This window comes from Pseudomonas sp. MB-090624 (genome assembly GCF_003205245.1).
GTDB lineage: Bacteria > Pseudomonadota > Gammaproteobacteria > Pseudomonadales > Pseudomonadaceae > Aquipseudomonas > Aquipseudomonas juntendi.
This window is the reverse complement of sequence record NZ_QJRK01000039.1, coordinates 1-15,398: the sequence shown is the minus strand read 5'-3', so window position 1 is coordinate 15,398 and position 15,398 is coordinate 1. Positions and strand designations below refer to the sequence as shown.

The 15,398-nt window shown below is 63.5% G+C and carries 15 protein-coding genes; 6 read left to right on the top strand and 9 right to left on the bottom strand.

Annotated features, from left to right (window positions below; translation table 11 throughout):
• Positions 1 to 32: 32 nt before the first annotated feature.
• The 5 genes from rng to mreB form a co-directional block, all read right to left on the bottom strand.
• The gene (rng, locus tag DMX12_RS20590) at positions 33 to 1,490 is read right to left on the bottom strand and encodes a ribonuclease G (RefSeq protein ID WP_009683058.1); all 1,458 of its coding nucleotides are present in this window, start codon (positions 1,488 to 1,490) and stop codon (positions 33 to 35) included.
• Between the two features lie 54 nt (positions 1,491 to 1,544).
• Positions 1,545 to 2,183, bottom strand: a complete 639-nt coding sequence (locus DMX12_RS20585; protein ID WP_110679321.1) for a nucleoside triphosphate pyrophosphatase — start codon at positions 2,181 to 2,183, stop codon at positions 1,545 to 1,547.
• A 32-nt stretch (positions 2,184 to 2,215) separates the two neighbouring features.
• Positions 2,216 to 2,704, bottom strand: coding sequence for a rod shape-determining protein MreD (mreD, locus tag DMX12_RS20580; protein ID WP_029885529.1), 489 nt, complete (start codon positions 2,702 to 2,704; stop codon positions 2,216 to 2,218).
• A complete protein-coding gene (gene mreC / locus DMX12_RS20575) occupies positions 2,704 to 3,729 on the bottom strand; it encodes a rod shape-determining protein MreC (RefSeq protein WP_154211449.1) in 1,026 nt (341 codons plus the stop codon). The genes mreD and mreC overlap by 1 nt, the downstream gene beginning before the upstream one ends.
• A 195-nt stretch (positions 3,730 to 3,924) precedes the next feature.
• On the bottom strand, positions 3,925 to 4,962 hold the full coding sequence (gene mreB / locus DMX12_RS20570; protein ID WP_003255163.1) for a rod shape-determining protein MreB: 1,038 nt from the start codon (positions 4,960 to 4,962) through the stop codon (positions 3,925 to 3,927).
• Positions 4,963 to 5,167: 205 nt separating this feature from the next.
• Here mreB and gatC point away from each other — a divergent pair, with 205 nt between their 5' ends.
• The 5 genes from gatC (at position 5,168) to DMX12_RS20545 (ending at position 9,968) form a co-directional block, all read left to right on the top strand.
• Positions 5,168 to 5,455, top strand: a complete 288-nt coding sequence (gene gatC, locus DMX12_RS20565) for an Asp-tRNA(Asn)/Glu-tRNA(Gln) amidotransferase subunit GatC (RefSeq protein ID WP_003255165.1) — start codon at positions 5,168 to 5,170, stop codon at positions 5,453 to 5,455.
• A 15-nt stretch (positions 5,456 to 5,470) separates the two neighbouring features.
• The gene (gatA, locus tag DMX12_RS20560; RefSeq protein ID WP_110679320.1) at positions 5,471 to 6,922 is read left to right on the top strand and encodes an Asp-tRNA(Asn)/Glu-tRNA(Gln) amidotransferase subunit GatA; all 1,452 of its coding nucleotides are present in this window, start codon (positions 5,471 to 5,473) and stop codon (positions 6,920 to 6,922) included.
• Between the two features lie 11 nt (positions 6,923 to 6,933).
• Positions 6,934 to 8,379, top strand: a complete 1,446-nt coding sequence (gene gatB, locus DMX12_RS20555) for an Asp-tRNA(Asn)/Glu-tRNA(Gln) amidotransferase subunit GatB (RefSeq protein ID WP_110679319.1) — start codon at positions 6,934 to 6,936, stop codon at positions 8,377 to 8,379.
• Positions 8,380 to 8,489: 110 nt separating this feature from the next.
• A complete protein-coding gene (locus tag DMX12_RS20550) occupies positions 8,490 to 8,864 on the top strand; it encodes a septal ring lytic transglycosylase RlpA family protein (RefSeq protein WP_054881438.1) in 375 nt (124 codons plus the stop codon).
• A gap of 60 nt (positions 8,865 to 8,924) precedes the next feature.
• Positions 8,925 to 9,968 (top strand): calcium/sodium antiporter, encoded by a 1,044-nt coding sequence (locus tag DMX12_RS20545; RefSeq protein WP_029888090.1) that lies wholly within the window; start codon positions 8,925 to 8,927, stop codon positions 9,966 to 9,968.
• Between the two features lie 77 nt (positions 9,969 to 10,045).
• On the opposite strand, the gene DMX12_RS20540 is transcribed toward DMX12_RS20545, so the two are convergent.
• The 4 genes from DMX12_RS20540 to DMX12_RS20525 all read right to left on the bottom strand — a co-directional run bounded on the left by DMX12_RS20540 (position 10,046) and on the right by DMX12_RS20525 (position 14,374).
• Positions 10,046 to 11,407 (bottom strand): amino acid permease, encoded by a 1,362-nt coding sequence (locus DMX12_RS20540; protein WP_009685162.1) that lies wholly within the window; start codon positions 11,405 to 11,407, stop codon positions 10,046 to 10,048.
• A 56-nt stretch (positions 11,408 to 11,463) separates the two neighbouring features.
• Positions 11,464 to 12,405: an AEC family transporter gene (locus tag DMX12_RS20535; RefSeq protein ID WP_110679318.1), complete on the bottom strand. Its 942-nt coding sequence runs from the start codon at positions 12,403 to 12,405 to the stop codon at positions 11,464 to 11,466.
• Between the two features lie 152 nt (positions 12,406 to 12,557).
• Positions 12,558 to 13,118 (bottom strand): response regulator transcription factor, encoded by a 561-nt coding sequence (locus DMX12_RS20530; RefSeq protein WP_110679317.1) that lies wholly within the window; start codon positions 13,116 to 13,118, stop codon positions 12,558 to 12,560.
• Entirely contained in the window at positions 13,118 to 14,374 is a 1,257-nt protein-coding gene (locus DMX12_RS20525; RefSeq protein ID WP_009685158.1) for an ATP-binding protein, read from the bottom strand. The genes DMX12_RS20530 and DMX12_RS20525 overlap by 1 nt, the downstream gene beginning before the upstream one ends.
• A gap of 201 nt (positions 14,375 to 14,575) precedes the next feature.
• On the opposite strand from DMX12_RS20525, the gene DMX12_RS20520 reads away from it, so the two are divergent.
• The gene (locus DMX12_RS20520) at positions 14,576 to 15,292 is read left to right on the top strand and encodes an SIMPL domain-containing protein (RefSeq protein ID WP_009685157.1); all 717 of its coding nucleotides are present in this window, start codon (positions 14,576 to 14,578) and stop codon (positions 15,290 to 15,292) included.
• Positions 15,293 to 15,398: the final 106 nt, after the last annotated feature.

Sequence of the window (15,398 nt, the reverse complement as noted above, 5' to 3'; positions counted from 1 at the left end):
CGCGACGAGGCAGCGACGTGTTGCTGAGGGCCTCAGAGCAGCACCACGTCGTATTGTTCCTGCGAATACATCGACTCGACCTGGAAGCGAATGGTTCTACCGATGAAGGCTTCCAGTTCGGCAACGTTGCCCGACTCTTCGTCCAGCAGGCGGTCAACCACCTTCTGGTTGGCCAGCACACGGTAGCCTTCGGCCTGGTAAGCACGGGCCTCACGCAGGATCTCGCGGAAAATTTCGTAACAGATGGTCTCGGGGGTTTTCAGCTTGCCACGCCCCTGGCAAGCCAGGCAGGGCTCGCACAGCACCTGCTCCAGGCTTTCGCGCGTGCGCTTGCGGGTCATCTGCACCAGGCCCAGCTCAGTGATGCCGATGATGTTGGTCTTGGCATGGTCGCGTTCCAGCTGTTTTTCCAGGGTGCGCAGAACCTGGCGCTGGTGCTCTTCATCTTCCATGTCGATGAAGTCGATGATGATGATGCCGCCGATGTTGCGCAGGCGCAGCTGCCGGGCGATGGCGGTAGCGGCCTCGAGGTTGGTCTTGAAGATGGTTTCTTCAAGGTTGCGATGCCCAACGAAAGCCCCGGTGTTGACGTCAATGGTGGTCATCGCCTCGGCCGGGTCCACCACCAGATAGCCACCCGACTTGAGCGGCACCTTGCGCTCCAGCGCGCGCTGTATTTCGTCCTCGACGCCATACAGATCGAAGATCGGCCGCTCGCCAGGGTAGTGTTCGAGGCGGTCGGCGATTTCCGGCATGAGTTCGCTCACGAACTGCATGGTTTTCTGGAAGGTTTCCCGCGAGTCGATGCGGATCTTCTCGATCTTCGGGTTGACCAGGTCCCGCAGGGTTCGCAGGGCCAGGCCCAGGTCTTCGTAGATGACCGTCGGTGCACCGCAGGTCTTGATCTGGCTGCCGATCTGCTCCCACAGGCGGCGCAGGTAGCGGATGTCCTGCAGGATTTCCTCGGCCCGTGCGCCTTCGGCGGCAGTGCGCAGGATGAACCCGCCGGCATCCTTGATGTTCTCGCTCTCCATGCAGTTGCTGACCACCTGCTTGAGGCGCTCACGCTCGGCTTCATCTTCGATCTTCAGGGAAATGCCAACGTGGCTGCTGCGCGGCATGTACACCAGATAACGCGAAGGGATCGACAACTGCGTGGTCAGGCGCGCGCCTTTGGTGCCAATCGGGTCCTTGGTCACTTGTACCACCAGCGCCTGGCCCTCGTGCACCAGCGCCGTGATGTTCTCGACCGCCGAGCCTTCGCGCTGGGAAATTTCCGAAGCATGGATGAACGCCGCGCGTTCCAGGCCAATGTCGACGAAGGCGGCCTGCATGCCTGGCAGCACACGCACCACCTTGCCCTTGTAGATATTGCCGACGATGCCACGGCGCTGAGTGCGCTCGACGTGCACTTCCTGCAGCACCCCGTTTTCCACCACCGCCACGCGTGACTCCATCGGGGTGATGTTGATCAGGATCTCTTCACTCATGGCAGGCTCTCGTCAAAAGTTTCTTGTAATGATGGATGGCGAAGGCAGAGCTGGCTACCGCGGGTTTGTTACCTCTGTTGCAGGCACGAGCGGTTGCCAGCAGGCAATGCCGAACTGGCCGAGCAATTCTGCGGTTTCACACAGCGGCAAACCGACCACTGCCGAATAGCTGCCGGCCAGGCCGGTGACGAACACCGCACCCAGGCCCTGGATGGCATAACCGCCTGCCTTGTCCGCCGGCTCGCCGCTGGCCCAGTAACGTTGCGCTTCGTCGGCACCGATCGGGCGAAAATGCACGCTGCTGGCCACGCACAGGCTGCGCACGCGCAGGCCATCGGTCAAAGCGACGGCGGTCAGCACCTGGTGCTCGCGGCCAGCCAGATCAGCCAGCATGGCCAAGCCATCGTCGCGGCTTTGCGGTTTACCCAGAATACGCCCCTCGAGCACCACTGCCGTGTCTGCACCAAGCACCACAGCACGGCGCTCGGGGGCCGTGGCGTTGTCGGGGTGGGCGAGGCAGGCCAGGCCGGCGGCAGCCTTGGCCCGGGCCAGACGCTCGACGTAAGCCTGGGCGCTTTCATCGGCCAGCGGGGTTTCGTCGATGGGGGCGCTGATGACGCTGAACGGCACGCCGATCTGGGTCAGCAATTCACGGCGGCGAGGCGAGCCGGAGGCCAGGTAAAGCGGGTTCATGCAGACATCTCCCTGTCAGCGGCGCATCGCCGTCAGTTGATACGCAAGCGGCGACGCAGGTCGCGCAGGGCGAAACTGATCCACGGCCAGAGCAAGGCGCTGATCACCGCCGACCAGACCAATGCCAGGGTGGGCAGACGGTTGCCGGTCAGGGCGCTAAGCCACAGCTGGATCAGCTGGGCAATGCCGAAGATCACCAGAATGACCAGGCTTTGCTGCCACATGGGGAACATGCGCAGGCGCTGCTGCAAGGACAGCACCAGGAAGGTGATCAGGGTAAGGATCAGTGCGTTCTGCCCCAGCAAGGTGCCGTACAGCACATCCTCGGCCAGGCCCAGCACGAACGCTGTGGTCATGCCCACCTTGTGCGGCATGGCCAGGGTCCAGAACGAAACCAGCAAGGCCAGCCACATGGGCCGGAACACTTCCATGAACTGCGGCATGGGCGAGACGCTGAGCAGCAGGCCGATGGCGAAAGTCAGCCAGATCACCCAGCCGTTGTTGCGGCGCGATGCAGCCATCATTGTCTCCGGGTGTGGGCGGGGGCAGCCGGCGCTGCCGCCGGGGCAGCACTTGGGGCCGCAGGCTGCGCGGCCGGGGCCGTTGGCGTGGCCGGGCTGGCCGGCGCTGCAGGGGTACCCGTGGCCGGTGCGGCCTGCTCGCCGGTTGTGGCTGGCTGGCCGGCGGGCGCGGTGCCCTTGCGGTCGGCTTCTTCCTGGGCCATGGCAGCATCAGTGGCACGCTGCTCTGGGGTGCGCCGGTCACTGAACACCAGCAGCATGTAGCGGCTGCGGTTGAGCGCGGCGGTGGGGATGGCACGCACGATAGCGAACGGCTGCCCGGAGTCGTGGATCACTTCATTGACGGTGGCCACCGGGTAGCCGGCCGGGAAGCGCTGGCCCATGCCGGAACTGACCAGCAGGTCGCCTTCCTTGATGTCGGCAGTATCGGCCACATGGCGCAATTCCAGGCGCTCGGGGTTCCCGGTACCGCTGGCGATCGCGCGCAAGCCATTGCGGTTGACCTGCACCGGAATGCTGTGGGTGGTGTCGGTCAGCAGCAGCACCCGCGAGGTATAGGGCATCAACTCGACCACCTGCCCCATCAGGCCGCGGGCATCGAGCACCGGCTGGCCAAGGAACACGCCGTCACGCTCGCCCTTGTTGATCAGGATACGGTGCGTGAAGGGGTTGGGGTCGACCCCGATCAGCTCGGCCACTTCGACCTTTTCGTTGACCAGCGCCGAGGAGTTGAGCAGTTCGCGCAGGCGCACGTTCTGCTCGGTCAGGGCCGCCAGCTTCTGCAGGCGCCCCTGCAGCAGCAGGGCCTCGGTCTTGAGCTTCTCGTTTTCGGCAATCAGTTCGGTGCGGCTACCGAACTGGCCCGCCACGCCCTGCCAGGCACGCTGCGGCAAGTCGGTGATCCAGTACGACTCCATCAGCACCAGGCCCATCTGGCTGCGCACCGGTTTGAGCACGTCGAAGCGCGCGTCGACAACCATCAACGCGACTGACAGCACCACCAGAACGAGCAGGCGAACGCCCAGCGAAGGGCCCTTGGAGAAAAGCGGTTTAATGGGCCGTTCCTCGTGGACGACTCAGGAGGTCATTGGACATGGGACAACGCACCAGCCTGGTTGCGGGTTGACGGATACGGCGCCCGTGTGGGCGCCAGCCCAGCACATACAGGTAGCACTGTGCGTACTACCTGTAAACCGGGCGCTCATGAACCGCGAGCAGGATCACTCGCTGGAGAGCAGGTCCATCGCGTGCTTGTCCATCATCTCCAGGGCGCGACCACCGCCACGGGCGACACAGGTCAGCGGGTCTTCGGCGACGATCACCGGCAGGCCGGTTTCCTGGGCCAGCAGCTTGTCGAGGTCACGCAGCAGTGCACCACCACCGGTCAACACCAGGCCACGCTCGGCGATGTCGGAGGCCAGCTCGGGCGGCGATTGCTCGAGGGCGCTCTTCACTGCCTGAACGATGGTCGCCAGCGACTCCTGCAGCGCTTCGAGCACTTCGTTGGAGTTCAGGGTGAAGGCACGCGGCACGCCTTCGGCCAGGTTACGGCCACGCACGTCGACTTCGCGCACTTCGCCGCCCGGGTAGGCAGTGCCGATTTCCTGCTTGATGCGCTCGGCGGTGGACTCGCCGATCAGGCTGCCGTAGTTGCGGCGTACGTAGGTCACGATGGCTTCGTCGAAGCGGTCACCGCCAACACGCACGGACTCGGCGTAGACCACACCGTTGAGCGAGATCAGGGCGATTTCGGTGGTGCCGCCACCGATATCGACGACCATCGAACCGCGGGCCTCTTCTACCGGCAGGCCGGCACCGATGGCGGCAGCCATTGGCTCTTCGATCAGGAACACTTCACGGGCACCGGCACCCAGGGCCGACTCGCGAATGGCGCGGCGCTCTACCTGGGTCGATTTGCACGGTACGCAGATCAGCACGCGCGGGCTTGGCTGCAGGAAGCTGTTCTCGTGAACCTTGTTGATGAAATATTGCAACATTTTTTCGCAAACGCTGAAGTCGGCGATCACGCCGTCCTTCATCGGACGAATGGCTGCAATGTTGCCAGGCGTACGGCCCAGCATGCGTTTGGCTTCGGTACCGACGGCGACGACGCTTTTCTGGTTGCCATGGGTACGGATGGCAACAACCGAGGGCTCATTCAGGACGATACCGCGCTCACGCACGTAAATAAGGGTGTTGGCAGTACCCAGGTCGATGGAAAGATCGCTGGAAAACATGCCACGCAGTTTCTTGAACATGGGAAAGTGACCCTGGGGAAAGCGTGGGTAAAAAAGTGCGGCAAACTCTAACAATGGCAGGGATTTTGGGCAAGGAGCCAATATGTTAAATTGGCTGTTTTTCCGAGCACGCCAGCAGAAATTCGCGGCTGTTAGACCGCCAAAAAGCTGACATGTTCCTCACTGCGGACCTAAATTCCGTTCTTTGTTTCCCTTGGAGATCCCCATGGCGCTTGAACGCTGCGACGTGGAAAAGATCGCCCATCTGGCCCGCCTGGGCCTGAATGATGGCGAACTGCCACGCATTACCGACGCCCTCAACAGCATTCTTGGGCTGGTCGACCAGATGCAAGCTGTCGACACCACTGGCATCGAGCCTCTGGCTCACCCGCTGGAGGCCAGCCAGCGCCTGCGTCCCGACCAGGTCACCGAAAGCAACCAGCGCGACGCCTACCAGGCCATCGCGCCATCGACCGAAAGCGGTCTGTACCTGGTTCCCAAAGTCATCGAGTAAGGGATAGAGCCTGCCATGCACCAATTGACCCTGGCCGAGATCGCCCGCGGACTCGCCGACAAGTCGTTTTCTTCCGAAGAGCTGACCGGCGCGCTGCTGGCGCGCATCAAGCAGCTCGACCCACAGCTCAACAGCTTCATCAGCGTCACCGACGAGCTGGCCCTGGGCCAGGCGCGTGCCGCCGACGCCCGTCGCGCCGCTGGCGAGACCGGCGCGCTGCTGGGTGCGCCCATCGCCCACAAGGACCTGTTCTGCACCAACGGCGTGCGCACCAGCTGCGGCTCGAAGATGCTCGACAACTTCAAGGCGCCGTATGACGCCACCGTGGTCGCCAAGCTGGCTGAAGCCGGCATGGTCACCCTGGGCAAGACCAACATGGACGAGTTCGCCATGGGTTCGGCCAACGAATCCAGCCACTACGGCGCGGTGAAGAACCCGTGGAACCTGGAACACGTGCCAGGCGGCTCGTCCGGCGGTTCTGCCGCGGCCGTTGCAGCGCGCCTGCTGCCAGCCACCACCGGCACCGACACCGGCGGGTCGATCCGCCAGCCGGCGGCGCTGACCAACCTCACCGGCCTGAAACCGACGTACGGTCGTGTTTCGCGCTGGGGCATGATCGCCTACGCTTCCAGCCTCGACCAGGGTGGCCCACTGGCGCGCACCGCCGAAGACTGCGCCTTGCTGCTGCAAGGCATGGCCGGCTTCGACGCCAAGGACTCCACCAGCATCGAGGAGCCGGTGCCGGACTACAGCGCCAACCTCGGCGCCTCCTTGCAGGGCCTGCGCATCGGCCTGCCCAAGGAGTACTTCGGTGCAGGCCTGGACCCACGCATTGCCGACCTGGTGCAGGCCAGCGTCAAGGAGCTGGAAAAGCTCGGTGCCGTGGTCAAGGAAATCAGCCTGCCGAACATGCAGCACGCCATTGCCGCGTACTACGTGATCGCACCTGCCGAGGCCTCGTCCAACCTGTCGCGTTTCGACGGTGTGCGCTTCGGCTACCGCTGCGAGGCGCCCAAAGACCTGACCGACCTGTACAAGCGTTCGCGTGGCGAAGGTTTCGGCGTTGAAGTCCAGCGCCGCATCATGGTCGGCACCTACGCCCTGTCGGCCGGCTACTACGACGCGTACTACGTGAAGGCGCAACAGATCCGCCGCCTGATCAAGAACGACTTCATGGCCGCTTTCAACGAGGTTGACCTGATCCTTGGCCCGACCACGCCTAACCCGGCCTGGAAGCTTGGCGCCAAGAGCAGCGACCCGGTCGCCGCCTACCTCGAAGACATCTACACCATCACCGCCAACCTGGCGGGCCTGCCGGGCCTGTCGATGCCCGCGGGCTTCGTCGACGGCCTGCCGGTCGGCGTACAGCTGCTGGCGCCGTACTTCCAGGAAGGCCGGTTGCTCAACGTCGCGCACCGCTACCAGCAAGTGACCGACTGGCACACCCGTGCCCCCAAAGGCTTCTGAGGAGTTCACACATGCAATGGGAAGTTGTGATCGGGCTGGAAATCCACACTCAGCTCGCCACCCAGTCGAAGATCTTCTCCGGCAGCGCTACCACCTTCGGCTCCGAGCCGAATACCCAGGCCAGCCTGGTTGACCTGGGCATGCCGGGCGTTTTGCCGGTGCTGAACCAGGAAGCCGTGCGCATGGCCTGCATGTTCGGCCTGGCCATCGATGCCGAGATCGGCAAGCGCAACGTGTTCGCGCGCAAGAACTACTTCTACCCGGACCTGCCCAAGGGCTACCAGATCAGCCAGATGGACCTGCCGATCGTCGGCAAGGGCCACCTGGACATCGCCCTGGAAGACGGCACCATCAAGCGCATCGGGGTCACCCGCGCGCACCTGGAAGAAGACGCAGGCAAAAGCCTGCACGAAGACTTCAGCGGCTCTACCGGCATTGACCTGAACCGCGCCGGCACACCGCTGCTGGAGATCGTGTCCGAGCCTGACATGCGCAGCGCCAAGGAGGCCGTGGCGTACGTCAAGGCGATCCACGCACTGGTGCGCTACCTGGGCATCTGCGACGGCAACATGGCCGAGGGCTCGCTGCGCTGCGACTGCAACGTGTCGATCCGCCCGAAAGGCCAGGTCGAATTCGGTACCCGCTGCGAGATCAAGAACGTCAACTCGTTCCGCTTCATCGAGCGTGCCATCAACAGCGAGATCCAGCGCCAGATCGACCTGATCGAGGATGGCGGCAAGGTGGTGCAGGAAACCCGCCTGTACGACCCAAACAAAGATGAAACCCGTTCCATGCGCAGCAAAGAGGAAGCCAACGACTACCGTTACTTCCCCGACCCGGACCTGCTGCCGGTCGTAATCGAGGACAGCTACCTCGACAGCATCCGCGCTGCCCTGCCCGAGCTGCCGCCGCAGAAGGTCGAGCGCTTCCAGCGCCAGTATGGCCTGTCGGCCTACGATGCCAACGTGCTGGCCTCCAGCCGCGAACAGGCCGACTACTTCGAAGAAGTGGTGAAAATTGGCGGTGACGCCAAGCTGGCCGCCAACTGGGTCATGGTCGAACTGGGGAGCCTGCTGAACAAGTTGGGCGTGGAGATCGACCAGGCACCGGTCAGCGCTGCGCAACTGGGTGGCATGCTGCTGCGCATCCGCGATAACACCATCAGCGGCAAGATCGCCAAGACCGTGTTCGAAGCCATGGCTGGCGGTGAAGGCGATGCCGACAGCATCATCGAAAGCAAAGGCCTGAAGCAGGTCACCGACACCGGCGCAATCGAGAAGATGCTCGACGAAATGCTGGCCGCCAATGCCGAGCAGGTGGAACAGTACCGCGCGGCTGACGAGGCCAAGCGTGGCAAGATGTTCGGCTTCTTCGTCGGCCAGGCCATGAAAGCCTCCAAAGGCAAGGCCAACCCGGGGCAGGTGAACCAAATGCTCAAGGCCAAGCTCGAAGGGTGATTGTTTTATCCCTGTAGTCCTGCGAGGGCTTCGCCCTCGTTCGCGGGCATGCCCGCTCCCACAGGTACAGCGCCGACCTGTGGGAGCGTCGCACTAGGAGAGCACCTGACTTGCTAAAACGATCCCTCGGCACCCTCGCCCTGTTTTCGTTCCTGGCCGGCTGCGCCAGCCATGACATCGACCCGCGCGGTTACGACCAGACCGGCACCGCTTCCTATTACGGCTCGCGCCACCACGGCAAACGCACCGCCAGCGGCGAACCGTTCAACCAGCACGGCCTTACCGCCGCCCACCGCAGCCTGCCGTTTGGCAGCCGCGTTCTGGTGACCAACATGGCCAACCAGCGCAGTGTGGTGGTACGCATCAACGACCGTGGCCCGCATACCCGCGGCCGGCTGATCGACCTGTCACGCGCCGCCGCCGAAAAAATCGGCATGCTGCGTAGCGGCACAGCGCGGGTGCGGGTACAAGGGCTTAGCGACTGACGCGACAGGAGTTCGACCATTTTCGACTTGGCCACCCTTCCCACCTTCAGCCTGCTGCAACTGGGCACAGCCCTGCTGTTGCTGGTAGGCGGCGCCGAACTGCTGGTGCGCGCAGCCCTGCGCCTGGCGCAGCGCCTGCACGTGCGCCCGTTGATCATCGGCCTGAGCCTGGTCGCCTTCGGCAGCACCGCACCACAGTTGACCGTCAGCCTGCAGGCGGCCTACCAGGGCGCGCCGGATGTAGCGGTCGGCAGCGTGGTCGGCAGCAATATCTTCAATGTGCTGGTAGTGCTCGGCCTGGCCGCATTGATCATTCCACTGCGGGTTTCGCGCCAGTTGGTACGTCTGGACATACCGCTGATGATCCTCGCCAGCGGCCTGGTCTACGCACTGTGCGCCAACGGCCAGCTGGGCCGGTTCGAAGGCGGGTTGCTGTTGCTGGGCCTGGCCGGCTACCTGGCCATGCTCTGGCACCAGTCGCGCCATTACGCACGCACCTACCCTGCCCCCGATGCCGCCCAGGCCAGCGCTGGGCGCTTCTGGCCAGCCACCGTGCTGCAGGTGCTGTTCGGCCTGGGCCTGTTGACCCTGGCAGGCCACTTGCTGCTTGAAGCCGCCGTCGAGGTGGCCACCGACCTGGGCCTGTCCGAGCGCGTCATCGGGCTGACCGTGGTCGCTGTGTGCACCTCCCTGCCGGAATTGGCCGCCGCCTTGATTGCGGCCCTGCGGGGCGAGCGGGAGATCGCCGTGGGCACGGTCATTGGCAGCAACCTGTTCAACCTGCTGGCGGTGCTGGGCCTGACCGCACTGGTGACCCCACAGCCGCTGTCGATTTCACCCAATGCACTGTCGTTCGACCTGCCCGTGATGCTCGGCGTTGCCGTACTGAGTATGCCGGTGTTCTATTCCGGCTACCGCATTACCCGCGCCGAAGGTCTGGTCTTCCTGTGCCTGTACCTGGCTTATGGCCTGCACGTCGCGGCCTTCACCATGGGGCTGCCGCTGGCCGGCCGCCTTGAGCGGCTGATGCTGTTCTACGTGCTGCCGGTACTGGCCCTGGTGCTGCTGTACACCACCGTGCGCGCTTGGCGGCGGCAGCATTGAGGGGCATGGATAGGCGACGCGCCAGGGCCACCAGGCGGCGAAAGGCTGGCGGCCTGCCCCTCACGCACAAGCCCGACTCAGTACTTCGCCTGGCGAGCCTTCTTCAGCTTGAAGGCCACCCACAGCGCGGCAATCCATGCCGGTATCAGCATCACTGAAATGCGAATCGGCGGGGTCAGGTACATCACCACCAGGATCAACACGATGAATGCCAGGCACAGGTAGTTGGTCAGCGGGTGCCCCAGGCTCTTGTAGAACGGGGTGATGCCCGCGGCCAGCTTGGCTTTGCGGAACTTCAGGTGGGTGATGCTGATGCTCGCCCAGTTGATTACCAGCGCCGATACCGCCAGGGCCATCAACAAGCCAAAGGCCTCACCCGGCATCAGGTAATTGATCACTACGCACAAGCCGGTGGCGAACGCCGATACCCCCAGTGCGGTCAGGGGCACGCCGCTGCGGCTGACCTTCAGCAACTGGCGCGGCGCATCGCCCTGGCTGGCCAGGCCGAACAGCATGCGGCTGTTGGCATACACGCAGCTGTTGTACACCGACAGCGCCGCGGTAAGCACCACAATGTTGAGAATGGTGGCCACCAGGTCGCTGTCCAGTTCGTGGAAGATCATCACGAACGGGCTACCGCCTTGCACCACCTTCTGCCACGGGTACAACGACAGCAGCACGGCCAGCGCGCCGATGTAGAAAATGAGGATACGGTACACCACCTGGTTGGTGGCCTTGGGAATGCTCTGGCGCGGGTTGTCGGCCTCGGCAGCGGTAATGCCCACCAGCTCCAGGCCGCCGAACGAGAACATGATCACCGCCAACGCCATCACCAGGCCGCTGACGCCATTGGGGAAGAACCCGCCGTACTGCCACAGGTTGGCTACGCTGGCATCGGCGCCGCCCTGCCCGCTGCTCAGCAACCAGGCACCGAAGCCGATCATGCTGACAATGGCCACCACCTTGACCAAGGCGAACCAGAACTCCATTTCGCCATAGACCTTTACCTGGGTAAGGTTGATCAGGTTGATCACCACGAAAAAGATCGCCGCAGTGGCCCAGGTCGGGAATTCCGGCCACCAGTACTGCACGTAGATACCCACAGCCGTGAGCTCGGCCATGCCGACCAGCACGTACACCACCCAGTAGTTCCAGCCCGAGACGAAACCGGCGAACTCGCTCCAGTACTGGTGGGCAAAATGGCTGAAGCTACCGGCAACCGGCTCTTCCACCACCATTTCACCCAGCTGGCGCATGATCAGGAAGGCCATCAGGCCGGCGATGGCGTAACCCAGCAGTACCGATGGGCCAGCCAGCTGGATGGTCTGGGCGATGCCCAGGAACAACCCGGTACCGATGGCCCCACCCAGCGCAATCAGCTGGATGTGGCGATTCTTCAGCCCGCGCTGTAACCGCTCGGGCGTGCTCTGGTCTTGCATGAAGTGTCCTTTAGCTCAGTGAGGCAGTGTTGTTGCTGTTGTTTGCAGTCAAGGATCTAGATCCATCCGCCCCACTGCAAGATGAAAATACCAATGTTGGTGGTGATTGCTGCCATCAACGTGGTGATCACGATGATCGACGCCGCCAATTGGTGGTTGCCGTTGGCCGCGCGCGCCATCACGTAGCTGGCGGCCGCCGTCGGGCTACCGATGTCCAGGAACAGGATGCCCAGCTCGGCACCGCGAAAACCACACAGCCAGGCACCCAGGGTGCCGAGCAGCGGTAACCACACCATCTTCACCAGGCTGGCATCGATGGCCAGGCGGCCGCTGTCGCGCAGAGCCGCCAGCGACAGGGTGCCGCCGATACAGATAAGCGCCAGTGGCAGGGTCATCTGCGCCAGGTAGTCGCCTGAAGTGAGCAGCCAGTTGGGCAGCGGCACCTGGCCGTAGGCCATCGGGGTGGCCACCAATACGCTGATGATCAGCGGGTTGCTGAAAATGCTCTTGCAGATGCTCCAGGGGTCGGACTTGAGGTCCGGGCTGTACACCGCCAGCACCACCGCGGACAGCGAGTTGTACATGAGGATGACCACGCCGGCGAGTACCGCCCCCAGGGAAATACCATAGTCCCCGTACAGGCTGGCGGCCAAGGCCAGGCCAATGACGCCGTTGTTGCCGCGAAAGGCGCCTTGGGCATAGATACCGCGATCGGCCATGGGGCTGCGCCAGATAGCCATGCCCCAGGCAAGGGCGAAGCCGATCAGGGTCGCTGCGATGAAGTACAGGATGACCCCGGGCTGGACCGCCGTAGCCAGGTCAGCGTGGTAGATGCCCAGGAACAGCAGGGCCGGCATGCACACGTTGAACACCAGCTGCGAAGCGACCTGGTTGAAGTTGTCGTCGATCAGGCGAATGCGTTTGAGCAGCACGCCCATGAACAGCATGGCGAAAACCGGTGCCGTGATATTCAGCGTCTGGATGAGAAGGGCGAGCATGCGCTAGCGATCCTGGAGGGGTTGCCGTCAGGTGGCAATGATACGCCAACAGCCGGGATTTGCGGGGATCGCGGGGTGTTACAGATGAATTTCTGTCCACACCGGCCCTATCGCCAGCTTGCCAGCGATGAGGCCGGTACAGGCAATATGAATCAGCGCCGAACCGGACGCTTCTGCAGTTTGCGCTGCAAGGTCCGCCGGTGCATGCCCAGCGCCCGTGCGGTGGCCGAAATATTGCCATCGTGCTCGGTCAGCACACGCTGGATATGCTCCCACTGCAGGCGGTCGACCGACATCGGGTTTTCCGGCACCAACGCGTCCAGGTCGGTGTGCTCCGACAGCAACGCCGCCAGCACGTCGTCGGCATCAGCCGGTTTGCACAGGTAGTTGCAGGCGCCGCGCTTGACCGCCTCCACCGCTGTGGCAATGCTCGAATAACCGGTCAGGATCACCACGCGCATTTCCGGGTCCAGCTCCAGCAGCTTGGGCAGCAGCACCAGGCCGGAGTCGCCGTCCATCTTCAAGTCCAGCGTGGCGTAGTCCGGCAGGTCCTGCTGGGCCAGGATCAAGCCCTCTTCGGCGGAACCGGCAATGCTCACGCGGAACCCGCGACGGCCCATGGCGCGCGCCATGACCCGGGTGAAGGTGGCATCGTCATCCACCAGCAGCAGGTGCGGCAGCTCTTCGCTCTCGACCTGGTTTTCATCGCTCATCATTCATCTCCTCGCTTGCCATAGGGCAGGCGCAGTTCGGTCAGGGTGCCACCCTGCTCATGACTATAAAGTTTTACCGAACCGCCCGCACGGGTCACGCTGGCCTTGCTCAAGAACAGGCCCAGGCCGAAACCTTTGCCCTTGGTGGTAATGAAGGGTTTGCCGATGGCTTCGGCAATGGCCGGCGGCACGCCAGGGCCATGGTCGCGGATGCTGATCACGATATCCTGAGCGTCCCAGTCAAGGCGCACTTCAAGGTCATCGGGGCAGGCATCGGCCGCATTGTTCAACAGATTGAGCAGCGCCTGGGTCAGGTCCGGTGGCGGGGTCAGGCGCGGCACCTGGCCGTCACGCAGGCGCTGGAAGCGGTAGCTGCTTTCCGGGCGCATCAGGTGCCAGCGGTTCAGCGCTTCGTCCAGCCAGGCGGTGACATCCTGCTCGACCACCGCCAGGCGGCGGTTGGCTTCAGCGGCGCGTACCAGTTGCTGCAGGGTTTCCTTGCACAGCTTCACCTGGTCCTGAAGGATTTGCAGGTCTTCCTGCAACAGCGGGTCGGTGTGGTCCTGGCGCATTTCATTGATCAGCACACTCATGGTGGCCAGCGGCGTGCCCAGCTCATGAGCGGCGCCGGCGGCCTGGGTGGCTACGGCCAGCAACTGCTCGTCGCGCAGGCTTTCTTCACGCCGCTCGGAGCGTAGTTGCTCCTGGCGCCGCAGCTCTTCCGCCATGCGTGCCGCGAAGAAGGTGATCACCGCCGCCGCCAGGGCAATACTCAGCCACATGCCGTACACCTGCATCTTGTCCCGCGCCATGGGCAGGCCTTCGAGCGGGTAGAACTGCACCAGCAGCAAGCTGTAGGCGGTCAGGGCAATACCGGACAGGATCAGCGAATACAGCCACGGCAGGGTCACTGCGGCAATGGCCAACGGTACCAGGTAGTAGGACACGAACGGGTTGGTCGAGCCGCCGGAGTAATACAGCAAGGCACTGTGGATCAACAGGTCACAGGCCAGCTGCAGGGCGTATTCCATTTCGGTGACGGGCACCGACAAGCGCAGGCGCAGGGCGGTGAAGGCACACAGCAGCGACGACAAGGCCAAGGTGCCGGCCAGCGATAGCCAGGGTAAGGGCAGCAGTTCGGTCCAGTAGGCGACACCGACCGAGCCGGCCTGGGCAGCCAGGACCAGCACACGAATGACGGTCAGGCGCCAGAGGTTCTGGCGGGTAGCGGACAACGGTTGTACGGCGGCGAGCATGAGCTCTCCTGATGAGTGCTCCAGAAAATCGGCTGGAGTATACCGAAGCCGGGCCCCCTGCTGCAGCGCTGCGGCAAAGCGCCACACTTTGTCACACTGTCATGATGGCACTGTTGAACCCACTACACTGATGCCGGTCTGATTGGCCATGCGTGGCATGGATGACCAGCGACCACGCCTTTTATTGCCAAGGAGTACCACATGCACATTCCACGTCACGGCGCCGCCCTGATCATGTCTTGCGGCCTGCTCGCCAGCCTGCCGGCACTGGCGGCCGATGAACCGCGCTACAACCAGGTATCGCTGCGCGCCGAGGTCAGCAAGGAAGTGGCGCGCGACCTGATGGTCGTGACCTTGTATAGCGAAGCGCAGAACAGCGACCCCGGCAAGCTCGCCAAGCAGATCACCGAAACCATGAACAAGGCCGTGCAGCAGTCGCGCCAGGTCAAGGATGTGAAGATCAGCCAGGGCAGCCGCAACAGCTACCCCGTTTACGACAGCAAAGGCCAGAAGATCACCGGCTGGCGTGAACGCGCCGAGCTGCGCCTGGAAAGCGCCGATTTCCCGGCCCTCTCGCAACTGACCGCCGACCTGCTGCAGGAGCTGAAAATGGGTGGCATGGACTTCTCCATCGCGCCGGCCACGCGCAAGTCCAGCGAAGACGAGCTGCTCAAGGATGCCGTCGATGCGTTCAAGGCCCGTGCACAACTGGCCACGCAAGCTTTGGGCGGCACAGGCTACAAAGTGGTCAGCCTGAACCTGAACAGCAGCGGCTATCCACGGCCGTACCTGCGCAGCGCTCCGATGGCCATGAAGGCCATGAGCGCAGATGAAGCGGCGCCGGCGCCCGACATCGAAGCCGGTACCAGCGAGGTGAGCATGAATGCTGATGGGTTGATTGAAGTGCAGATGCCTTAAGCAACTAGCGCCGGTATGCGCGGCCTGGGGTCGCGCATACCGGCGCTAGTTGCTTAAGGCATCTGCACTTCAATCAACCCATCAGCATTCATGCTCACCTCGCTGG

Coding starts and splice junctions, on each gene's coding strand:
- rng (WP_009683058.1), bottom strand. CDS start 1,490: ATGAGTGAAGAGATCCTGATCAACATCACCCCGATGGAGTCACGCGTG.
- DMX12_RS20585 (WP_110679321.1), bottom strand. CDS start 2,183: ATGAACCCGCTTTACCTGGCCTCCGGCTCGCCTCGCCGCCGTGAATTG.
- mreD (WP_029885529.1), bottom strand. CDS start 2,704: ATGGCTGCATCGCGCCGCAACAACGGCTGGGTGATCTGGCTGACTTTC.
- mreB (WP_003255163.1), bottom strand. CDS start 4,962: ATGTTCAAGAAACTGCGTGGCATGTTTTCCAGCGATCTTTCCATCGAC.
- gatC (WP_003255165.1), top strand. CDS start 5,168: ATGGCGCTTGAACGCTGCGACGTGGAAAAGATCGCCCATCTGGCCCGC.
- gatA (WP_110679320.1), top strand. CDS start 5,471: ATGCACCAATTGACCCTGGCCGAGATCGCCCGCGGACTCGCCGACAAG.
- gatB (WP_110679319.1), top strand. CDS start 6,934: ATGCAATGGGAAGTTGTGATCGGGCTGGAAATCCACACTCAGCTCGCC.
- DMX12_RS20540 (WP_009685162.1), bottom strand. CDS start 11,407: ATGCAAGACCAGAGCACGCCCGAGCGGTTACAGCGCGGGCTGAAGAAT.
- DMX12_RS20535 (WP_110679318.1), bottom strand. CDS start 12,405: ATGCTCGCCCTTCTCATCCAGACGCTGAATATCACGGCACCGGTTTTC.
- DMX12_RS20530 (WP_110679317.1), bottom strand. CDS start 13,118: ATGAGCGATGAAAACCAGGTCGAGAGCGAAGAGCTGCCGCACCTGCTG.
- DMX12_RS20525 (WP_009685158.1), bottom strand. CDS start 14,374: ATGCTCGCCGCCGTACAACCGTTGTCCGCTACCCGCCAGAACCTCTGG.
- DMX12_RS20520 (WP_009685157.1), top strand. CDS start 14,576: ATGCACATTCCACGTCACGGCGCCGCCCTGATCATGTCTTGCGGCCTG.